Below are 19,983 nucleotides of genomic sequence, written 5' to 3'. Positions count from 1 at the left end.
TGCTGCAGTGAAAATGAAGGAATTAACACCAACCTTTGATGTTCCTTATTATTATTCATGTTATATACCAATTCTTCACGATAAATTAAAAAGTATGGGTAGTATTAGTTACTTGAGCTTAATAGCAAATGAAGAATTATATAGCATACCATCTTACCGTGTGGATACTACCACATCTGCACCTTCTGTAGCTAGATATACACAGTTGTTAGAATATAATCAAACATTTCGCATGGAGAAAAATGTGTATTCTGATTTTGGAAATGGTCTTCAATTTATAAAAGAATGTCTGAATCGTCAAGAAGTTTTTATTGCCTTAGGAAGTACATTTTTTCTACCTTATAGTAATGATTATTTGAATCCAAAATTTATAAAGAGTCATATAGATATCCATACGGATAAGTATGTTACAGACCACTACTTAGCGATTAACAAACTTACAGAAGATAGTGTATTTGTTCAAGATCCTGTCCCTAATAAATATATGGGAGAGATATCACTTGAGGAGTTTCATTCTTTTTGGAAAGGTGGAAGAGGTATACCTGAATTGGTTCAGGCAAAAGGAATAGAAAGAATCTCATCTTACTCCTCAATTAATGTGATTATAGAGACAAAAATAAACCTAGAAAATATTAGAGATATTTTTTTGAGAACATTACAAAAGATATCGAGTGAGTATATTAGAGGTTTAGTTATGAGAAAAAACAATAAGATATATTATTTTGGCAAGACTGCAGCACTTGAACTTAAAGAAAATATAAATACCGATTTTCATAAGCAACGAAACATGTTTCCTTTGTATTTAAAATGTTTATTTGATATGAGATGGAGTAGATATTTTTTATATGACTTACTTATAGATATGAATGATTTATTTAAAGATAAATTTATGCATCTTGCTAGTGACTTAATGGATATAAAGCAATCATGGGAAAGACTGTATAAGATTGCACATATTAAATTATTAAAAAAAGATAGTAACTTAAGTGATCTTGAATCTTTTAATTTGATAATGATGGATGTTATTACTAGAGAGAGTGTATTACACGAGAATATTTTATTTCTTCTGCAACATAATTATAGTCTCCAGTCTTGATAGAGAAGAGATAATTGAGAAGTAAAGTAAGGGAACTACTATGTGTATACTTATGTATCTTAGTAGTAGATGAAAACGTGTATCTAGTGTTCATGTTAAACACTTCTACAGGTGTTGGAAGGAAATCTTCATAGTAAAAAATGATTTATAAAAAGGAGTGCATTTACTTGGAAAATACTAATAAAGAAAAGATTATTCAAATCGTATTGTGCTGTGTTGAAGAAGTGAATGAAAATCTTGAAAATAAAATTGATCTTGAAAAAGGCTTGAAAGCACATCTTTATGATTGGGAAGGGTATTTAGATTCGTTGGGACTGGTATCTTTGCTGGTAAGTATTGAACAAGGCTTAGAAGATGAATTGGGTTTATCCGTTGATTTGGTTAATTTAGATACAATGTCACAACATAATAGCCCATTTAAAACAATAGATACATTAGTTGCGTATATCATACAATCCCAGGAAACATTAAAATCACTAACATAGCAAAATAATAAAGGATAAAACTTAAAAGGAGGTTGGGTATGCATATTGATTTTTTATTAGAAAGGTTTGAACTGAACAAAGAATGCGAAGCTATTGTTTGGGAGGATAAAACTTACACGTATGAGTGGTTACTAAATCAAACAAAGATTTATACTAGGGAGTTAAATGAACATAGAAAGATGGAGTATAAAATAGTCTCTTTAGAAGCGGACTATTCTCCATATTCCATAGCAATGTTTTTAGCACTTATTGAATTAGGATGTACAGTAGTACCAATCTTAAATTCCTTGGTTGACAGCAAGAAGAAAGAATACTATGAAATAGTTGAATTAGAAAAAGTAATTAAAGTTGAAAGTGGATGTTTTGAAATCATTAATATGCAAAGAGATTACATTCAAAATGAATTATTATTACAACTGAAAAAGTTAAAACATCCAGGATTAGTATTGTTTTCATCTGGCACAACTGGACGCAGTAAAGCAATTGTACATGACTTTACGTTACTTCAAAAGAAGTACAGCGTTGCAAGAAGTGCAAAGCGGGTTATACCATTTATGTTATTTGATCATATTGGAGGAGTTAATACGCTCTTCCAAATTCTTTCTAGCCTAGGGTGTTTGGTAATTATAGATGATCGTACCCCTAATCAAGTATGTAATATGATTGAGAAACATCAAGTGCAAGCTTTACCCGCATCACCAACTTTTATAAATTTACTTATACTGAGTGAAGTTTATAAAAAGTATAAATTAAATAGTTTGCAGACTATTTCTTATGGATCAGAAGTTATGCCGGAGGCTACATTAAATAAAATAAACGAAATTTTCCCTCACATTAAAATTATACAAATGTATGGCTTGTCAGAATTGGGGGTTTTATATTCACAATCTAAATCGAATGATTCTTTGTGGATCAAACTAAGCGATGGGAATATTGAGACAAGAGTTGTGGATGGAATGTTGCAGGTTAAATCAGTGTCTACGATGATTGGTTATATTAATGCTCCAAGCCCATTTACCATAGATGGCTGGCTTATGACAGGCGATATGGTGGAAGTAGACGGAGATTATATTAAAATCTTAGGAAGAAAATCAGAGCTTATAAATATTGGCGGAGAAAAAGTATTTCCAGCTGAAGTTGAAAATGTAATACAGCTAATGAGTGGAGTAGAAGAGGTCGCCGTAGTTGGTGAAAAAAATGTAATCACGGGGCAAATGGTTAAGGCTGTTGTTAAATTGAATACGAATGAAACTGTAAGTGAATTTAGAAAGCGATTGAGAGAGTTCTGTAAAGATAAACTACCAGTATATAAGATTCCACAGAAAGTGGTTCTAACAACTGAGAAAATGCATACAGATAGGTTTAAAAAAAACAAGAAAGTATTTATGTAATTATAGTTTTTATAATAGGGAGAGGTCGCCTTAGATTAAAATACAAATAAAAAAGTACTTCTATTTAAGTTCTTTTAATTTAGGAAATAGATTGGCCTGACTTACGTCTGGGATATGTTATCTTATCCTTTTTCGAATTGGCTTGTTTTTAATTTAATTACAAGTTTCGCATAAATAAGCTTCTCCTTAACACAAATAATGAAGTGTTGGGGAGAAGCTTTATTTTTGTTAGTGTACTTATAAAGTTTGCTGTTGTTTAGTTTTATGATTTAGTAGTAATTTATCTAAGGAAATAGATTGGATGTTAGTTAGTACAAAAATAAAGATACAGCTAATAATAACTCAAATTCAAACCCTCCTATAAATCCTTTATTGAATTTTATGGTAATAATCGGTCCAGCCAAAAGTATAGAAAATAAGGTTGAAATGCATTGGTTTTTATTTTCCAACTTTTGGTTTAATGAAATAAGGTTCGACTTCTCCATTTTGTATTTGAATATCCTGAATTGCTGTATTATTAATAGAACCTTTAATGGATCCAAATGTTTTATTTAGGATGTGACCAGCGCTTTTGAATCCAACATAATGCCCACGGACCATCCGTGGAAAACATGCACCAAACATACCGTGTACCGATATAATTGATTGAAAATGTAGAATTTCTGTAATTAATGTGCCGATTGTTGTTATCTTCATCTTACTATTTGGAGGTACTTTAATAGAACGCTCAATGGAAGGAGAGGTAATGATTGATTTTGAATTACTTTCTCCCACAAAAGTTGAAATATTAAATTTGTTACCGGATTGAAATTCACCTGACATGATAAAATCTGATGTTAAAGTTAAACCTGTAGTAGATACCGAAGTCCAAGATTGAATATTGGCCCATTGCTCTTTTATTGAGACTACAATTTCTGCTTCTTCATTATTAGCATTAAATACAAATTGTTCCCCTAGGCTTACTTCATTCTTTGAAGGCTCTTCAATATTGCGAAATATAAAAGGGCCAAGCATTTTATAACAAGCGTGACCATAACGTTCAGTAATTGCAGGCTTATTATGAATTGGAAACGTCTCATTATTTACTGCGATTTCATCAGGAAGTATTCCATAAAAATCTTTAAACGCGTCCATTATGGAATCTGTAGTTGAATCTAATGAATCTAGATCTGAAAAAGATAATTTTTCTTGTATAATCATACTAATACTCCTTACTTATCCGTGATTTTATTTGTTTGATCGTGGTGGAAAAGCAATTGAAATATGAGGAGAAGATAAACTAATAGTTTGACAGATACAATAAATAATCACTATTGAGAATAAATTCCATTTTTTACTGCAGGATTCCTATCAATAAATACTCGTTAGAAATTTATAAATATTTAATTGAATTTTAGGAAAATAGAAGGCTATAATTAATAAATCTAACTAATAAATATTAGAGTTAATTCAGACTTTCTAGGGGATATTAGTAGAATAAAGAATACCATTAACTAGTTTACTCTATATCTCTGTTTAAATTTTAACTATGATGATTCAAAATCAAATAATCTTTATGCTTTAGATACACAACATGGTAGATTTGAAATACTTAATAAAAAAGGAAAACGGGAGAAGTAGACTTCAATTTAAACTCAACAAAACCAGCGGACAAATCTGGGGACATGGTTTGAAAATGGGTTAAGAAAGGATTCATTTATGAATGAATTAGTAAAAAAAGCAATACAATATTTTACCACAAAAGAAATGGAATAGGGTCAAAACCCATTTGTAAAAATGAATGGATCCACTTTAATTGGCGGAAAACCAATCGTTGGTTGGTATCATAAGTGAAATGTAGATTTGAAATAAAATTGTACCACTTATAAAAAATATGATGTTTTGAATAAAGTTGTCATGTTTATATAAAAAATTTTATAGATAAGTTTAAAAAAAGAGTGAAACTCGTCTCAGAATGAAAAGAATACTTATCTTATTGAGATAAGAGGAAAATTTTGTAGCTATATTTTAAAATCTGCATTTGAATGAAACTAAACTGAATGTTTACCTAAAGAAAGTACAATAAAAAAACCTTGGATGCAAAAGAACTAAAGGAAACACTCTCTATCGACATCACGCACTATTAAGTTTTGAGTACAACACAAGCTATTTAGTCTTAAGGGGTTAAAGTTAACTGTTTTTATTAAAGTGTATTTACATGATAGCTATAGCCTATAAGCAACCATGTAATCAATATAATATGTATAGGTGAATGTATCTGAAACTAAAAGATATTCATACTGATGAAAGGGAATGATGCATTTTATTGAATTAACATAAGAGTATTATAAAAAAAGTAAAAAAGTAAAGACCTTATAACTTCGCACGAAATACCAATTTTACGAACAATAAGATGTATTAATAAAACTCTAATACAGTATTTAGGAATTTCGAGCTCATTAGCATGAATCTCCCTATATTGGCATGTGTCCATATAATTCATATTTTATATAGAAATTATCAAATACTAAATTACTCATTGCAAAATTTTTATAGTAAATTACATTTAAATTTATAAAAGTTTTTCTTATGTTGATCTATTTAACTCCTTATAATCATGATTAAATTAACCAATTAGTATTTAATAACAACTGTTAAAAATTTTTCGTGTATTCATTTTGTATGAATTTATATATGAAAATTGTTTTATTTTGTACACCTGTGAATGTGATTTTTATAGCTTAATACAGATTTATCACATGCATATCTATAATTTTATTAGAATGACTACACTATCCTTATTTAATTTTGAGTATATTTTAGTAACCCATAATTTAATTATGTAAATAAGTCTGTGTAAAAATTGAATTTAACGCGAACTTGTGTTCGTAACTTTTTTCTGTTATAGTATTTATGAGGTGATTTTTATGGATTACAGCAAGCAACGTCAAAAATCCGTACATCGTAAAAAATTATACGAAAATTTAAATGAAATGCCCTTTTACATAGAAGAATTTGTGGAGTATAAAGAATTGCATGATGCCTCTCCCTCCACCCTACTGAATTATGTATATGATTTTAGAGTCTTCTTTAATTGGCTATTATCTGAACAAATTATTGAATTTAAGCCCATTAAAGACGTATCTTTCTCTGATTTGGAGAATTTAAAGAAAAAAGATGTCGAGAACTTTATGAGGTTTCTAAAACTACAACAAAACATGCAGAATTCCTCTGTTAACAGAAAAATTTCGGCCTTAAAATCTTTATTTAAGTACCTCACCTCCCTATCAGAGAATGAAGATGGAGAATGCTATTTTTATAGAAATGTAATGGCTAAAATTGAAATACATAAAGATAAAGAAACATTAAATGCTCGTGCAAAACGTATGAGGTCTAAAATATTCCATAATGATGATGATCAAGAATTTCTGGATTATGTTAAGTACGAACATGAAAAATCTTTAACAAAACATCAGTTATTCTATTTCTTAAGAGATAAGGAGCGTGATGTAGCTATTCTTTCCCTCTTTCTTGGTAGTGGTATTCGTGTAAGTGAATTGGCCGATCTCCGCATGGAAGATATAAACTTAAAAGAAAGACTAATTGATGTAATCCGAAAGGGAAACAAAGAAGATTCCGTTTGGATTACCCCCATTGCATTAAATGATATTGAAAAATATATAGAAACTAGAGATAACAAATACGCTCCAGGGAAAGAATTAAAGAATGTGTTTCTATCAAAGTATAAACATACTGCACAGCCTCTTTCAGTTAGGGCTATTCAGGATATAGTAGAAAAATATACTAAGGCTTATGGAAAAAGAATGTCTCCTCATAAATTACGACATACATTGGCAAATAAGTTATATATGGAAGAAAAAGACTCGTTACAAGTGATGCAGCAGCTTGGGCATACCAGTCAAGATACAGCTCTGTTATATACTCAACTTGGAGAAACAACTATTAAAGATAGTTTAGGAAGAATAGGAAAAAATAAAGAATAAGGTTTTAGCAATTTTGTATTGCTGAACTCTTATTCTTTTTCTTACCCCCAAAAAAGGGTTTACATATTATATATATTTAGCTTGAAATTTAGTTTTATTGTATAAAAAATACATAATATAAATTTTACATTAATTGGTTTATAAAAACACTTCATATTTACATTTGCTTCTTATTACTATTTAATGAGATATAATATTTGTATCAAACTTATCCAATGTTTCGGAATTTACTTTTTCTCCATCTATCGTCATATTTATTTTCTGTTTCGGATTTGCTGTTACCACCCAAGCATTTGGTAAATAACGATCTTCATGTGATAATGTAGAAGGTGAATTTATAACCCTGCCTCCTAAATATATAGTAGCAGAGGATCCTCCATCCATTGCCATTGCATTTATTGCTCCTTTTTCATATAGAATATCTTGACACTCTTTTAACGTAGCTCCTATGCTATGTGTTTGTCTACCATCTATTACTAGAAACATAATTGTACCATCTTCTTTTTGGGCCATAATACTTCGCGGAGCAGAACCCCAACCACCGTCTCCTTCTGTAATCATTTTTTCACCATTTACAATTAACTGTGGCATAAATCCTGCTGCTGAAACGACTTGTTTATCCAAAAGTTGTCGGGTAGAATAATTTCCTGTTATCATATGCCCAAACTTTGTTAAACCCGTAATAATTGTAGGGGTATTAATATCCATATTCGTATCAATAGCTTTCCCATTTTCTATTACTATTCCAGTTGCAACATTTCCTCCACCCCTTCCTGTTTCATCAGCAAATCCACTTGCATTCACAGCAACAAGTGCATGATTACGTTTTGCCATTACACTAATTTTTTCTCCCCTGTTAGCACCCTGTGTTCCTTGATGGCTAACAAGTTTAACATTGAAAGGATTACTAATAGTGACTAACTTTCCTTCGAATAGAAAGCGACTATCTTTATTACTTTTAATTGTTTCTACATCAATTTCTAATGGCTGACTTTTTAATTCTTCTAATCTTTTTCCTACTATTTTTTTATAAATATGCTCATCACTGTTTGACCATTTCGGATGATTAATTCTATCTTGCAGTTTATCTAGTTCCTTTTGGGATAGGAGTGTATATTTCGCATATTGTGGATGCTGAGAAGTTAGTATACTCCCAGCGATTGTTATACGAAGCTCTCGGCCATAGCTAGTACCAAATAATATTCCTATGCCAATAATCATTAAAATAGAAAATAGAAGCAAGATTCTTTTGAAGATTTTTCTTAGATGTTTCATAGTTTTATCCTCCAGTGTTCATTACATTCAATAAATCCATTAAAATATTATTTATCTAAAGACAAAAGTGCTTGATTTTCTCATTACTAAATTTCCCACTATATTTTAGTAATCAAGGCAAAATACTTATTCCGCATTTGTTTTTTTTCAGTGTATATTTACAAATGTAATAACGTTTTTGCAACCATGAAATAAATTACTAATCCTGTTCCGTCAACAAATGTTGTAATAAATGGACCTGAAACAACTGCAGGATCCAGTTTTAATTTTCTTAGAATTAAAGGTAAAACAGCTGCAACAAGAGAGGCCCAAATAACAATAAATAATAAAGTGATTGCTACAACTTGTGCAACTTCTGTTCCAACACCTAACATATAAGCACGAGTGAGTCCAGCTACCGCAAGTGCAAGTCCAAGAAGCATACCAATTGCAAGTTCCTTTTTCATTACACGGAAAATGTCTTTAAATTTCACCTCTCCAATACCAATTGCACGAGTAATTGTTGCTACAACCTGTGTTCCTGTATTCCCTCCAGTACCTACTAATAATGGAACAAAGAAAGCAAGGGCAACTACAGTTTCAATTTCGTCTTCAAAATACTTTAATACTGTACCTGTATATGCCTCAGCAACAAAAAGAAGTAATAACCATGGTAGACGTTTTAAGAAAATGCTCCAAATGCTAGCTTCAAAGTAAGATTGATTTAATGGTTCACTTCCGCCTAACTTTTGAATATTTTCTGTAGCTTCTGCTTCCATAACATTCATTACGTCATCAAATGTTATAATACCAATCATTTTATTATTTGCTGTTGTGACAGGTATTGCTGCTAAATTATAATTCAGTAGCTTTTTTACAACTTCTTGCTGATTAATTTCAGCTTGTACTGAAATTACCTCTTGAATCATGATAGTAGATAATATCTCTTCATCTGGTGCTAGTAATAACTCATGTATGGAAACGATTCCCTTAAGATAACCGTGATTATCAAGAACATAACTATAAGATATTGATTCTACATTTTTAGAATGTTCCCTAATGTACTTCAATGTCATTTTTACTGACCAATTTCCTCTAACTGCAACAAAATCACTTGTTACAAGACTTCCCGCCGTTTCAGGTTTGAAAGTCATCAATTTTTTCACGTTATGTTTTGTAATTTTATCTAGATACGCCATTAATTTAGCCTGTTTTTCCGGATGAACCGCTAGAAGTAAATCTACTAATTCATCAATCGGTTGTAAATTTAGCAACTTTTTGGCTTTATTTTCAGATAAGTGAATTAAGATATTATATTTTTCTTCTGCACTCATATATTGAAAAATTTTAGAGCTTTTTAATACAGGTATTGTATTTAGCAATATGACTTGATCTTCAATTGAAAACTGTTTTACTTCTTGCGCAATATCATACGACGGATGACGTAAAACTTTCTCTGCATCCACGTTATTTTTGGTTATAAGTAATTCCTTTAATAATTTCTTCATGTTAACTCCTCCTCATATTGCTAAGGGAGACTCTAGAGTTTCATGAGTGGTTTTGTTTTATTTTATCTGTCTTAAATTTTTTATTAGAGCAATAATAGTTACATTGCAATCAATTCATTAGTTAGAATTACCTCCTTTTTGAATATAGACAAGATAAAAACAAATAAAATTAAACAGAAAAACCTTTACTCAAAAAGGAGTAAAGGTTTTTTCACAATACAAATAAATGATTATTAAGACCGCCCTGCCAAAATCACAGAGGTGCCTTTCTATCAAATCGTATACCACTCCCTCGTTGAGTTTTAGCACTGTATAGCATAGGTTTTTATAACCAGCTACATTAAGAAGGGCCTTAATCCGACCGTTCCTGTTGACCCATTGGCGTCTCTCGACATTTTTGGGCAGCAGCGTTTCTCTATACAGGAGCCTCACCTAACAAAGATTATTGAATTACTTCAAAATTTAAACCAGAATTTAATATTTGTCAACTCACTTTCAATTCTATTCTTAAAAACTTTTTTATAGAAAATGAAAATATATCTATCACAAATTTAAAATTGCACTAAAAAACATAGAATTCATTCGAAGAAACGTTAAAAAACATATGAAATTTCGTATATGAAACTTATTGTTTATAATTAATCTTTAACTTTATAGCAAAAGATAAATGATTAGTCATTCTGTACTTTAAAAGAACATTCTTAAAAAAATCTTCTTTTATGATTAAAATCTTCTTTACTGTTTATCAAATTTATATGGTTAAACTACTTAATCAAACTATATACTACAAGTCGAAAATATGTACTTATACGGAATGATTACATACATTTTCTCACATCATTTCTCAAAGGATTATAAAGCAATAAAACATATAAAATTAGCAATACGGTTACTTGACAAGAAAAAAATATATATTTATGCTTGCTACACGAAACAAATACATAAAATTTATATTGCTTAACCTGTTAGGTGAGGCTCCTATGCAAACACAGGCTATTGCCCAAAAATGTCGAAAGACGCCAATGGGTAGAACAGGAATTGTCGGATTAAGGCTCTTCTTAAGATAGCTAAGTGATGAATTTTCATTACTTTACGTTGTATAGTGCCAAAGCTCTACTAGGGGGAAAAAGCCTTATTTAGTCATGCCATTTTGAATCCCCCTAGTTATATACTAGGGGGATTTTTACGTAAGAAAACAGGGTGTAAGCGATAGAATCTGCCTAAACAAAAATCCTGTTAAGTAATTGACGAGAAAAAGGTTTAATGGATTAGCAAATGTAATATTATGTTTTGTTTTAAATTAGGAGGATATTAAAATGAAAAAAATATTAAAACTCGATTATCTATTGCTCCTCCCTCTACTCATAACATGTACCTTAGGTATTATCATGATGTATAGTGCGAGTTCCATTGTCGCTGTCCAGCATTACGGTTATAACAGTAGACACTTTATTGATTCTCAATTAACAAAGCTAATTTTAGGAACAATAGGGTTAATAGTTTGTGCCATACTCCCATATGAAATATGGAAAAAACGAATAGTCTCTATTTGTATTATGGTTGGGGGGATTTTTTTATTAATTATGGTTTTATGGAAAGGAAAAGTGGTAAATAATGCTCAATCATGGATCTTTGGAATACAGCCAGCTGAATTTCTTAAATTAGGAACAATACTCGTAACAGCCCGTTTTTTTGCATTACGACAAGAACAAGCTAAAAATAGCTGGAGTGGTAGTGGAAAACTTTTATTGTTTTTAGCTACAATTTTTTTTCTTATCTTTAAACAACCAAATTTAGGATCAGCACTTTTAATAATAGGTATAGGTTTTAGCATATTTTTTTGCTCAGGAATAAATATAAATCTACTAATTAAAAGAACTACCATCGGTTCTATTTTGGGATTACCTATTTCATATTTTTTAATTCAATATAGTTTGTCAGAAGTTCAAAAGACACGTATTACTACGATTTTCAATCCCTTTGTTGATGCACAAGGAAATGGATACCAGCTTGTAAATTCTTTTATTGCCATTGGCTCTGGAGGAATTATTGGTCATGGATTTGGAAATAGCATACAAAAAACAGGTTATCTTCCAGAACCACATACTGATTTTATAATGGCAATAGTTTCTGAAGAACTAGGATTTATTGGTGTATTTATTCTATTGGCTGGTGTTTTGACTATAGTACTTCGCTCTTTAAAAATAGCACAATTATGTGTAGATCCATTCGGCAGTTTTATAGCAATTGGTATAGGGTGTATGATTGGTATGCAATCCGTTGTAAATTTAGGTGGTATTACAGGACTATTTCCTCTTACGGGTACTCCATTTCCGTTTATAAGTTTTGGTGGAAGTTCTTTAATGGTCAATTTAATAGCAATAGGAATATTGCTTAATATTTCAATTTTCAATAAAATTAAGTTTGATAATTAGAATATTTAGTTTTAAAATTATGAAATTCCACCCTATTAATTAATCTATATTCAAAGAATTTTTAATTAATTTTTTACTGTATGAATGCTAATATTTATATTTATTTCAATACCTAAAAAGGCAAGCATAAATTTATGCTTGCCTTCCGTTCTCAAAATTGATTACACCTAAAACAACGTGGGATAAAGCAAATTTAAATACTGACTTCTACCCTCTATTTTTTACTTTTCTAAAACAATTTCTGCTATTTCATTAGCATATTTTTTAGAATCAAATCCATCATAGTTACTTAGGACTATAACAGACAAATATTCTTGTGGAAACCGCATGAAGTGTGAACGATAACCCACCCAACTTCCTGAATGTTCCAAGTACCGACAGTTAAAACCTTCAGCAAGCCTTAGTCCAAAAGCATAATCTTCATTGTCAATAATCGTCTGCCCAGTTGGGGAAATTTTTGGACCTATTTCGCTCATTCTTTTAACAAGTTCTTTTCCACCAACGGTACCTGTAGTTAAATTTTCTCCCCACTTTATCAGGTCTTCAACTGTTGCATGAACTGCCCCATCCCCTGTATGTTCCCAAGGACTTTCATAGACCATATATGCTCCTTGTTCATTCTTTGAATACCCTCTAGCAATTGATATAGTAGTTGGGTAGCAATCCACAATTGTTGTGTCTTTCATATGTAAAGGATCAAAAATACGATCCTTTGTAAACTGACGTAGAGACTTGCCGCTTACCTTCTCTACCACTTGTGATAATAAAAAATATCCTGTATTGCTATACTCAAATTTTGTACCAGCTGCGAACCTTGCAATTTGATGACCATTAAGGTGGTTTAGCGATTCTTCCACAGTTAATGTATCAGTAAATTTAATAGTTGCTGTTTCAGCCAATTCCATATAATCAACTAGTCCACCAGTATGATGAATTAGATGTCTTAATGTTACATGTTCAGCATATGTTCCAATAAAAGGGATGAACCTCACAATTGAATCATCTAAACTCAATCTTCTCTCTTGTTCTAAGAGTAATATAGAAAATGCTGTGAATTGTTTAGAAACTGAGGCAATGTTAAAAATATTCTTTGTGGTTATAGGTAAATTTTCCTCTATAGAAGCTAAGCCAACCGCACCTTTATAAGTTACCCCGCTATCAAAACTAGCAATATATGCACAGCCAGGAGCTTTTGGTGAAAACTTGTTAAATAATTGTTTAATCAATGTATGTGTCTTTTCATTATATGAATTAACCATCTCAATCTCGTACCCCTTCCATTAAATAATTAAAAATAGATTACCCTATTATCTTTCTCATATTGAATCCAATTATCCTTCGTATCGAATGTTTGATATAGGGAATATCTCAAATTACCCCCACTTTAGTTTCCAGGGAAACTAAAGTGGGGTATAATTATATCTGTACAATAGATATCGTTTACAAATCCATTGTGCAAAATCTTGTCTTAGCTCTTAATTACGTAAAAAAATGGAAGGCATGACATGGAAATTTATTATGATGTAGCGGTAGTTGGCGGTGGTCCGGTTGGACTTATGACAGCATGTGAATTAGCTATTCAAGATGTAAAAGTTGTGGTTTTAGTGAGAAGATTAAATCGGATAAGAAATTCTAGAGCACTCATACTTCATCCCCGCTCCTTAGAATTAATGGCTATGAGAGGTATTGAAAATCGCTTTTTATCCAGAGGGAAGAAATTAGATACAAGCCATTTTGCTGCCCTAGATACAAGATTAAACTTTAAAAATTTAGATACCGATTTTCCATATACGCTTTTTATTCCCTAATCTATTATAGAAGAAATATTAGAAGAGCGTGCGTTAGAATTAGGTGTAGACATTAAACATGGTCATACTTTAAAAGATTTAAAACAGTATGAAACATTCGTACAATTAGAAATAGAACAAGGAAAAACAATATATATAATAGAAGTTCCATATGTAGTAAGCGCTGATGGCGCAAGAATATATTAATAAATATTTATATATAAACATAAGTATTCATATATTATATTAATTAAAAAATAGTTATTTCTATTAATAACTCCGAGTGGGAAATCCAACAATATAATTAACTATTTAAATTTAACTGTTAACCAGACTTAAAAATTGCCCTATTTTAATAGCAATTTTTTATTTTTCTTACATTATATTTGATTGCTCTTTTTCTTGCTTCTCGATAGTAAATTTTAAAACTAATTCTGACAATGCTTCTACTTTTTCTTTTATTTTGTTCGATTGATTCGATATCTCCTCGATTGATGCTGCTTGTGATTGGATAGACTGTACAGTTTGAGTTGTTTCCTTAGCTACTTGCGTGGCAGTTTCAGAAACACTAGACATAGAGGCATTGACTTCTTCTGTACCCGCAGACATTTCTTCTGTCGCTGCAGATACTTCTTGAATTTGACTAGTGATTTTATTAATATCCGACATAATAGATGAGAATGCTTGATCTGCTTTATTAGCTGTTTCTTTTCCTTCTGAAGCTTTTTGTTGGCCTTTTTGCATTGCAGCAACTGTATCTTTGGTATCTTGTTGAATGGCTTGTATTAAATGATTGATTTCATATGCAGATGTTTTAGACTGCTCAGCTAAATTTCCTACTTCCGTAGCCACTACTGCAAATCCTTTTCCGTTTTCTCCAGCACGTGCAGCTTCAATTGAGGCGTTCAAGGCAAGAAGATTTGTTTGTTCTGCAATATTAGTGATTGCATCCAGAGCTTTATCAATTTGCTGCGTACGTGTAACAAGTCTCTCTATTACTTTGGATGTTTCTTCAACAACCTCATGAATACTATTCATTTGAAGTATAGATTGTTTTATTACTTCACTACCAGAATTGACTTGTTCTGTTGTTGTGACAGCCACTTCTGTAACCGTTGCTGAAGATTCAGCTACTGTTTGAACGCCAGTCGCAATTTCTTCCATTGATGAGGAACTTTCTTGAATACTAGTAACTTGTCCTTCTATTTTTTTATCGACCTCAGATATAGTTTGGACAACCTCTCTTGATATATGAGATGCTCGTTTAGTATCTTGCAACATCCCATTGGTAGAAGAAATAACCTCTTGTGTTGTGTTTTTTACTTCTCCAATTAATTTTTGCAAGTTATCCAGCATACTATTAAAAGACTTCACAATGCTTCCCAATTCATTATTTGATTTATAAGAAGTACGTATCGTTAAGTCACCTTCAGATACTCGCTCCATATCCCTTTGTAATAATACAATTGGTTGTTTAATCGCACTTTTAATGATATAGCCAATAAAAATAACGATTGCGATTGCTATAATGGAGATACTAACAAACAGCATCATGGTATTTGTTGCACTGTCAGTATTATTTTTTTGTAATTGATCTGCATTATTATTATTAAATTGGATAAGTTCACGAATTGACTGAATTGACTTTTTCATATTGGGATCAACCTCTTTTAGGTAATAAGCATATGCTTCTTCATTATTAGATTGTCCCAAATCTTGCACTTTTTTCAGTTGTGTTCTTAAGTCTTTAAATATTGTATAAAATGTGTTATACAATTCCTTTTCTCTATTAGAACTAACTCTTGTCTCAAACTTCTTTAATAACTGATCAGTTTCTGTACGAGCTACATCTATTTCTGTTAAAAGTTCTTTTATTCGTTTTTCATCTTTTGATAGGATTGTTTCTTTTACATTCATATTGATAAGATAAAAATTAGACTCTATAGCTCCTATCCACTGAATTGGTAATAAACTATCTTCATACATAGTAGTAGAAGCATGTTCCCCTTTTTTAAGGCCCCAAAATCCTAGTATAGATAATATTATACAAGAGACACTTGCTATAACTACCATTACGTTTAGTGTTGTTCCAATTTTACTGTTTTTTAAAAACGACAATTAAATCCACTTTATTGTTATATATTGATTAAATAATTAGATGTATAAAAATAAAATACACTTAATTACTTGTATACATTGAAAATACTATAATTTAACTTAAATAATAAATATAAATGGTTAAAAGAGCGTGTTGTTATATATTTAGGTCAACGCGCTCTTACATATATTTAAACCCTATATCATTTTCTTATTCTATTCATTTAACTCATAAAGCCTTTTTATATTTGGTTATCATGCCAGAAGTTTATTGAAAAATGATTATTCTCATCATAAGCTTCAAATTCATAACCTTTTTCTTTTAATCCCTTTATAATTGCTGGAACTGCCGAGACAGATTGTGGATGAATATCATGCATTAAAATAATTTCTTTTGAAGACGTCGCACCTGCTAAGACATTTTGAACAATTTTTGCGGCTGCTACATCAACGGGTAATTTATTGTATTTCCAATCTAAAGAATCAATTGTCCAATCCCATACTTTTAAATTATTTCCGACCACTTCATTTCGAAGTGATTCATTTAACCCGGGCATTGATCCATATGGTGGGCGTGTTAATTTCGGTGAGTTTCCAATAACATTTCTAATTAAAGATTGATCCTCTTTCATTTCCTTAACATATTGCTGATTGGTGTATAGCTTTTTAAAATCATGTGTCATACTATGCATGCCCACATAATGGTTCTCTACATGCTCTCGTTTCACTAAATCTGGGAACCTTTTCACATTGTCGCCAATTAAAAAGAATGTTGCTTTCACATTATTTCTTTTTAATATATCTAATAGGTTAGCTGTATATTTTCCTGGTCCATCATCAAATGTTAAATATGCAACTTTTCTTTCTTTACCATCAAAACGAGTAGGTATCAATTTTTTCAATTCATTTTTAGGTAGACTGCTCACTTGTTGAACACTGTTTACTTCTTCTGCATTTACCAGCTTAGGATTTGTAATAGATTGAAACATGTAATACCCTATTGCTACTAATGTAATAGCCAACAATACACTTATAATTCTTTTTTTCTTAAGTTTAATTTTCATATTATAATCTTCTTTCTATCCTATTATTTCACTTTATGTTGTTTAGTTATATTATCCTATTAGCTTATAAAGTTCTTTAACTTAACCAATGTCAATTTTGGATTACTTATTTTAATAATCTATATAGGTAAAAATTAGTGTCCTGCACTAGCATTCATGCCATTTCCTATGATAGTTAGAACCAAAGGATATAATACTGGTCCTAGGGTAAGGAAAATGTTCGAAATTACAATAAATGTATATAACAGGCTGTAATTTTGACTATTTTGATGTACAAATACTAGGATAACTAATGTTATTATAGTAATGAAATGTAGTGATAACATTATCAACCAATAATACATCATTATAGTAAGATTCGCCTTTCCTAATAGTTGGCATGTTATCCCTATTATTATTCCTAATACTGTAGCATTAAAGGAAATAAATAAAATCCTTTTTAGTATTCTAGGAAATGTTTTGTGATCCACCGTTTTATTATATAAGCCTATTAAAATGCCCAAAGATAGATATGCCAGTAATAGCCCTATCCAATCCCAGATCCAATCTTGACCTCCTATTAAAGTAAACAAAAGCGAAATGACGCCTCCTACTGCAAGAATCAAGGAGATCATAATGTTAGTTAAAGCTGATTTCATAATGTTTTCACTTCCTAAAAAATTTTATAATAAAGCATTGGTGTTTACTCATATGTTTTCATTTACTTATTAGAAATTCTTTTTAATTAACTGAGAATCTGTTTGATAGTATTCTTCCATTAATTTTTTTGGAATTATACTTCCTCCTGTTCCCTGTACAATTTGTGTACCTTGATTCAATTTATGTTTTAAATCATTATTTTGTAAATAGTCTCTCCCCCCCTTTATGCAATTTAATAAGTCTAATCATTCCTGCTAATGCTGATGGTTCTAGCTAAATATCCTCTTTACCCACTATTTCTTTTAATAGCTTATATAAATGATTATTACCAACTGTATATGCTCCACTTAAAAATGGTTCTATTGCTTTCCCTACAAACCCAGATGCTATTCCAAGTGCCAGTCCATCCGCTATTGCATTATTGTCAATCCCAAAATCTTATACAAAAATTCAATCATATAATCAGGTCATCATACTTATAGTTCACATTGAAGAATAAGTATCAATCATGTCTCGTCTTATTTACTATTCTCACAACTATGCAGGTGCTTGAAAATTAATCATACTTTATTATAATTAAGTATATTAACAACATGTTTAGTATAAGTGAATAAAATTAATTTTAATTTTATTTACTTATTTAAAGGGGATTACGCATATGAACAATATTAATATCGGTGAAAAAATTATGGTATTTAGAAAAGGTGCCGGATTAACTAGTAAACGGTTAGCTGAATTAGCTGATATAACACCTTCCATGTTAAGTCAGATTGAGAAAGGAATCACGAATCCATCCTTACAAACACTAAAACTAATTTCTGCAGCATTAAATATTGCTTTATTTAATTTTTTCTTAGAAGATACCAATACAGAAGAATTAGTTGTAAGAGCTAATCAAAGAAAAAAAATAACTTTCCCTGAAAGCGGCAATGTTTCGTATGAGTTATTATCACCTAATTTAGAAGGATCACTGGAATTAGCTTTAATGAATCTGTTGCCTCAAACCGCTTCTTCTATGGAGCCTATGGCACATAAAGGTGAAGAAATAGCATTTGTTATGGAAGGACAAGTAAAACTATATCTAAATGATGAGGTTTTACTTCTTAATCCAGGTGATAGTGTGAAAATCCCACCATACGCAAAACATAAATGGGAAAACACTTCTTTACACAAAGTCACTGTTATATTTGGAGTAACCCCACCATCTTTTTAATTTCAAGTAATACCGCATAAAAGTTAGAGAAAATAATTCTCTAACTTTTTTGTATACATAACTATATTTAATAAAGTAAAAAACTTGTCTTATAATTATATGTCATTTAATTCTAAACGATTATGAGTAGTGAAAGAGACCTTTCTAATTACATACTTAATTTACTTTTTAATGTCCAGTATTTTTCTCCAGTAGCTTCAAAAGAGAATTCTACCCATCCATTTGGATCTTCACGATAAATAAAGATGTTTGTTCCAGGAGTTACTGTACCGACTTTATTTTCCTCGACTGCAACATCTGATTTACTTTTAATTTTTAAATGAAATGGATAAGGTACTTGGTAATAAGCAGTTGATGATACCACATTTGCTGTTGTCCCATCTTCATACATGTTATACGGAATGTTATTAGATAACGCTTCAACATCTAATGTTTCAGGATTCTTTGGTAATTTTTTTGCAGATGTATAGTCTTCCACACGGAACGGTTTAATACGTTCCATAATATTTGCAATTTTTCCAGCCCACCCTTTATCAGATGCATATTTTACGTTCATACCAACTAACGTTGGTCCGTTATAATGCATACCATCTTCTTCTAAATATCTTTCTCGCACATAATTGGCATTATAAGCAATACTGTCGCTGTATGTTGGTAAATATTTTGCATATTTAAACGGATCCTTATCATACGCACGTAACCCAAATAAATTGTGTTTTTGATATGCGATTTCTGATTTTCCATATCCAGACTCTAAAATTGCATGTGCTGCTAAATACTGTGCATTGACACCGTATTGATTTTGCGCATTAATAAAATCTTGCCCATGGCCAACTAACGGACTATCTGAATGGTATTTTGCAATAAAACTATCAATCTCTTGGGCTGTAATTTTTGAAGCCACTGTTAAATTTAAATCTTCATATGACGTAGCAGTAATGATTTCGTTTCTTTCTAAACCATCGTTTTGATTTTTTTGCAGCACATCAGTTTTAGCAGTAAGTTGAGCGGCTTCGGCGCGTGTTATAGAC

General features: G+C 30.9%; 14 protein-coding genes, 2 pseudogenes and 2 riboswitches. Of the genes and pseudogenes, 8 read left to right on the top strand and 8 right to left on the bottom strand.

The features are described 5' to 3' along the window. Positions 1 to 7 precede the first annotated feature (7 nt). From ILT06_RS20170 to ILT06_RS20160, 3 genes are all read left to right on the top strand, one after another. The gene (locus ILT06_RS20170) at positions 8 to 1,096 is read left to right on the top strand and encodes a hypothetical protein (protein WP_222655540.1); all 1,089 of its coding nucleotides are present in this window, start codon (positions 8 to 10) and stop codon (positions 1,094 to 1,096) included. A 167-nt stretch (positions 1,097 to 1,263) separates the two neighbouring features. Then, on the top strand, positions 1,264 to 1,581 hold the full coding sequence (locus ILT06_RS20165; RefSeq protein WP_064474063.1) for a hypothetical protein: 318 nt from the start codon (positions 1,264 to 1,266) through the stop codon (positions 1,579 to 1,581). A 38-nt stretch (positions 1,582 to 1,619) separates the two neighbouring features. Next, positions 1,620 to 2,972, top strand: coding sequence for an ANL family adenylate-forming protein (locus ILT06_RS20160; protein ID WP_061530405.1), 1,353 nt, complete (start codon positions 1,620 to 1,622; stop codon positions 2,970 to 2,972). A gap of 438 nt (positions 2,973 to 3,410) precedes the next feature. Here ILT06_RS20160 and ILT06_RS20155 read toward each other — a convergent pair whose 3' ends face one another. Beyond that, positions 3,411 to 4,172, bottom strand: a complete 762-nt coding sequence (locus ILT06_RS20155; protein WP_222655413.1) for a hydralysin-2 — start codon at positions 4,170 to 4,172, stop codon at positions 3,411 to 3,413. Between the two features lie 528 nt (positions 4,173 to 4,700). Between ILT06_RS20155 and ILT06_RS20150 the strand changes: the two are divergent. Next, positions 4,701 to 4,802, top strand: a pseudogene (locus tag ILT06_RS20150) (DUF4879 domain-containing protein); the annotation flags it as partial. A gap of 1,076 nt (positions 4,803 to 5,878) precedes the next feature. Continuing rightward, a complete protein-coding gene (gene xerS / locus ILT06_RS20145) occupies positions 5,879 to 6,955 on the top strand; it encodes a tyrosine recombinase XerS (protein ID WP_098103235.1) in 1,077 nt (358 codons plus the stop codon). 180 nt (positions 6,956 to 7,135) lie between these two features. On the opposite strand, the gene ILT06_RS20140 is transcribed toward xerS, so the two are convergent. Together ILT06_RS20140 and mgtE are read right to left on the bottom strand one after the other, a co-directional pair. Continuing rightward, a complete protein-coding gene (locus tag ILT06_RS20140; protein ID WP_222655412.1) occupies positions 7,136 to 8,230 on the bottom strand; it encodes a phosphodiester glycosidase family protein in 1,095 nt (364 codons plus the stop codon). Positions 8,231 to 8,388: 158 nt separating this feature from the next. Further along, positions 8,389 to 9,717: a magnesium transporter gene (gene mgtE, locus ILT06_RS20135; RefSeq protein ID WP_222655411.1), complete on the bottom strand. Its 1,329-nt coding sequence runs from the start codon at positions 9,715 to 9,717 to the stop codon at positions 8,389 to 8,391. Positions 9,718 to 9,996: 279 nt separating this feature from the next. Further along, a riboswitch (M-box (ykoK) riboswitch) is annotated at positions 9,997 to 10,164 on the bottom strand. Positions 10,165 to 10,671: 507 nt separating this feature from the next. Continuing rightward, positions 10,672 to 10,848: riboswitch (M-box (ykoK) riboswitch) on the top strand. A 185-nt stretch (positions 10,849 to 11,033) separates the two neighbouring features. On the opposite strand from mgtE, the gene ILT06_RS20130 reads away from it, so the two are divergent. Then, complete coding sequence (locus ILT06_RS20130) at positions 11,034 to 12,152, top strand: FtsW/RodA/SpoVE family cell cycle protein (protein ID WP_222655410.1); 1,119 nt, start codon at positions 11,034 to 11,036, stop codon at positions 12,150 to 12,152. A gap of 221 nt (positions 12,153 to 12,373) precedes the next feature. Here the strand turns inward: ILT06_RS20130 and ILT06_RS20125 are convergent, their stop codons facing one another. Beyond that, positions 12,374 to 13,411 (bottom strand): serine hydrolase domain-containing protein, encoded by a 1,038-nt coding sequence (locus ILT06_RS20125; protein ID WP_222655409.1) that lies wholly within the window; start codon positions 13,409 to 13,411, stop codon positions 12,374 to 12,376. Between the two features lie 246 nt (positions 13,412 to 13,657). On the opposite strand from ILT06_RS20125, the pseudogene ILT06_RS20120 reads away from it, so the two are divergent. After that, a pseudogene (locus ILT06_RS20120) lies at positions 13,658 to 14,137 on the top strand (FAD-dependent monooxygenase); the annotation flags it as partial. A gap of 177 nt (positions 14,138 to 14,314) precedes the next feature. Here ILT06_RS20120 and ILT06_RS20115 read toward each other — a convergent pair. The 3 genes from ILT06_RS20115 to ILT06_RS20105 all read right to left on the bottom strand — a co-directional run bounded on the left by ILT06_RS20115 (position 14,315) and on the right by ILT06_RS20105 (position 17,738). Then, on the bottom strand, positions 14,315 to 16,057 hold the full coding sequence (locus ILT06_RS20115) for a methyl-accepting chemotaxis protein (RefSeq protein WP_222655408.1): 1,743 nt from the start codon (positions 16,055 to 16,057) through the stop codon (positions 14,315 to 14,317). Positions 16,058 to 16,278: 221 nt separating this feature from the next. Next, positions 16,279 to 17,100: a peptidoglycan-N-acetylglucosamine deacetylase gene (locus ILT06_RS20110; protein ID WP_000694599.1), complete on the bottom strand. Its 822-nt coding sequence runs from the start codon at positions 17,098 to 17,100 to the stop codon at positions 16,279 to 16,281. A gap of 134 nt (positions 17,101 to 17,234) precedes the next feature. Next, positions 17,235 to 17,738: a DUF3902 family protein gene (locus ILT06_RS20105; protein ID WP_000833556.1), complete on the bottom strand. Its 504-nt coding sequence runs from the start codon at positions 17,736 to 17,738 to the stop codon at positions 17,235 to 17,237. Positions 17,739 to 18,397: 659 nt separating this feature from the next. Between ILT06_RS20105 and ILT06_RS20100 the strand changes: the two genes are divergently transcribed. Further along, entirely contained in the window at positions 18,398 to 18,952 is a 555-nt protein-coding gene (locus tag ILT06_RS20100) for a helix-turn-helix domain-containing protein (protein WP_001059762.1), read from the top strand. A 148-nt stretch (positions 18,953 to 19,100) separates the two neighbouring features. Here the strand turns inward: ILT06_RS20100 and ILT06_RS20095 are convergent. Then, the coding region (locus tag ILT06_RS20095; protein ID WP_222655407.1) for an N-acetylglucosaminidase at positions 19,101 to 19,983 on the bottom strand (883 nt) is incomplete at its 5' end.

It is taken from the genome of Bacillus sp. 17RED48 (assembly GCF_019837545.1).
Taxonomy (GTDB): domain Bacteria; phylum Bacillota; class Bacilli; order Bacillales; family Bacillaceae_G; genus Bacillus_A; species Bacillus_A wiedmannii.
This window is presented reverse-complemented; position numbering and strand designations above follow the sequence as displayed.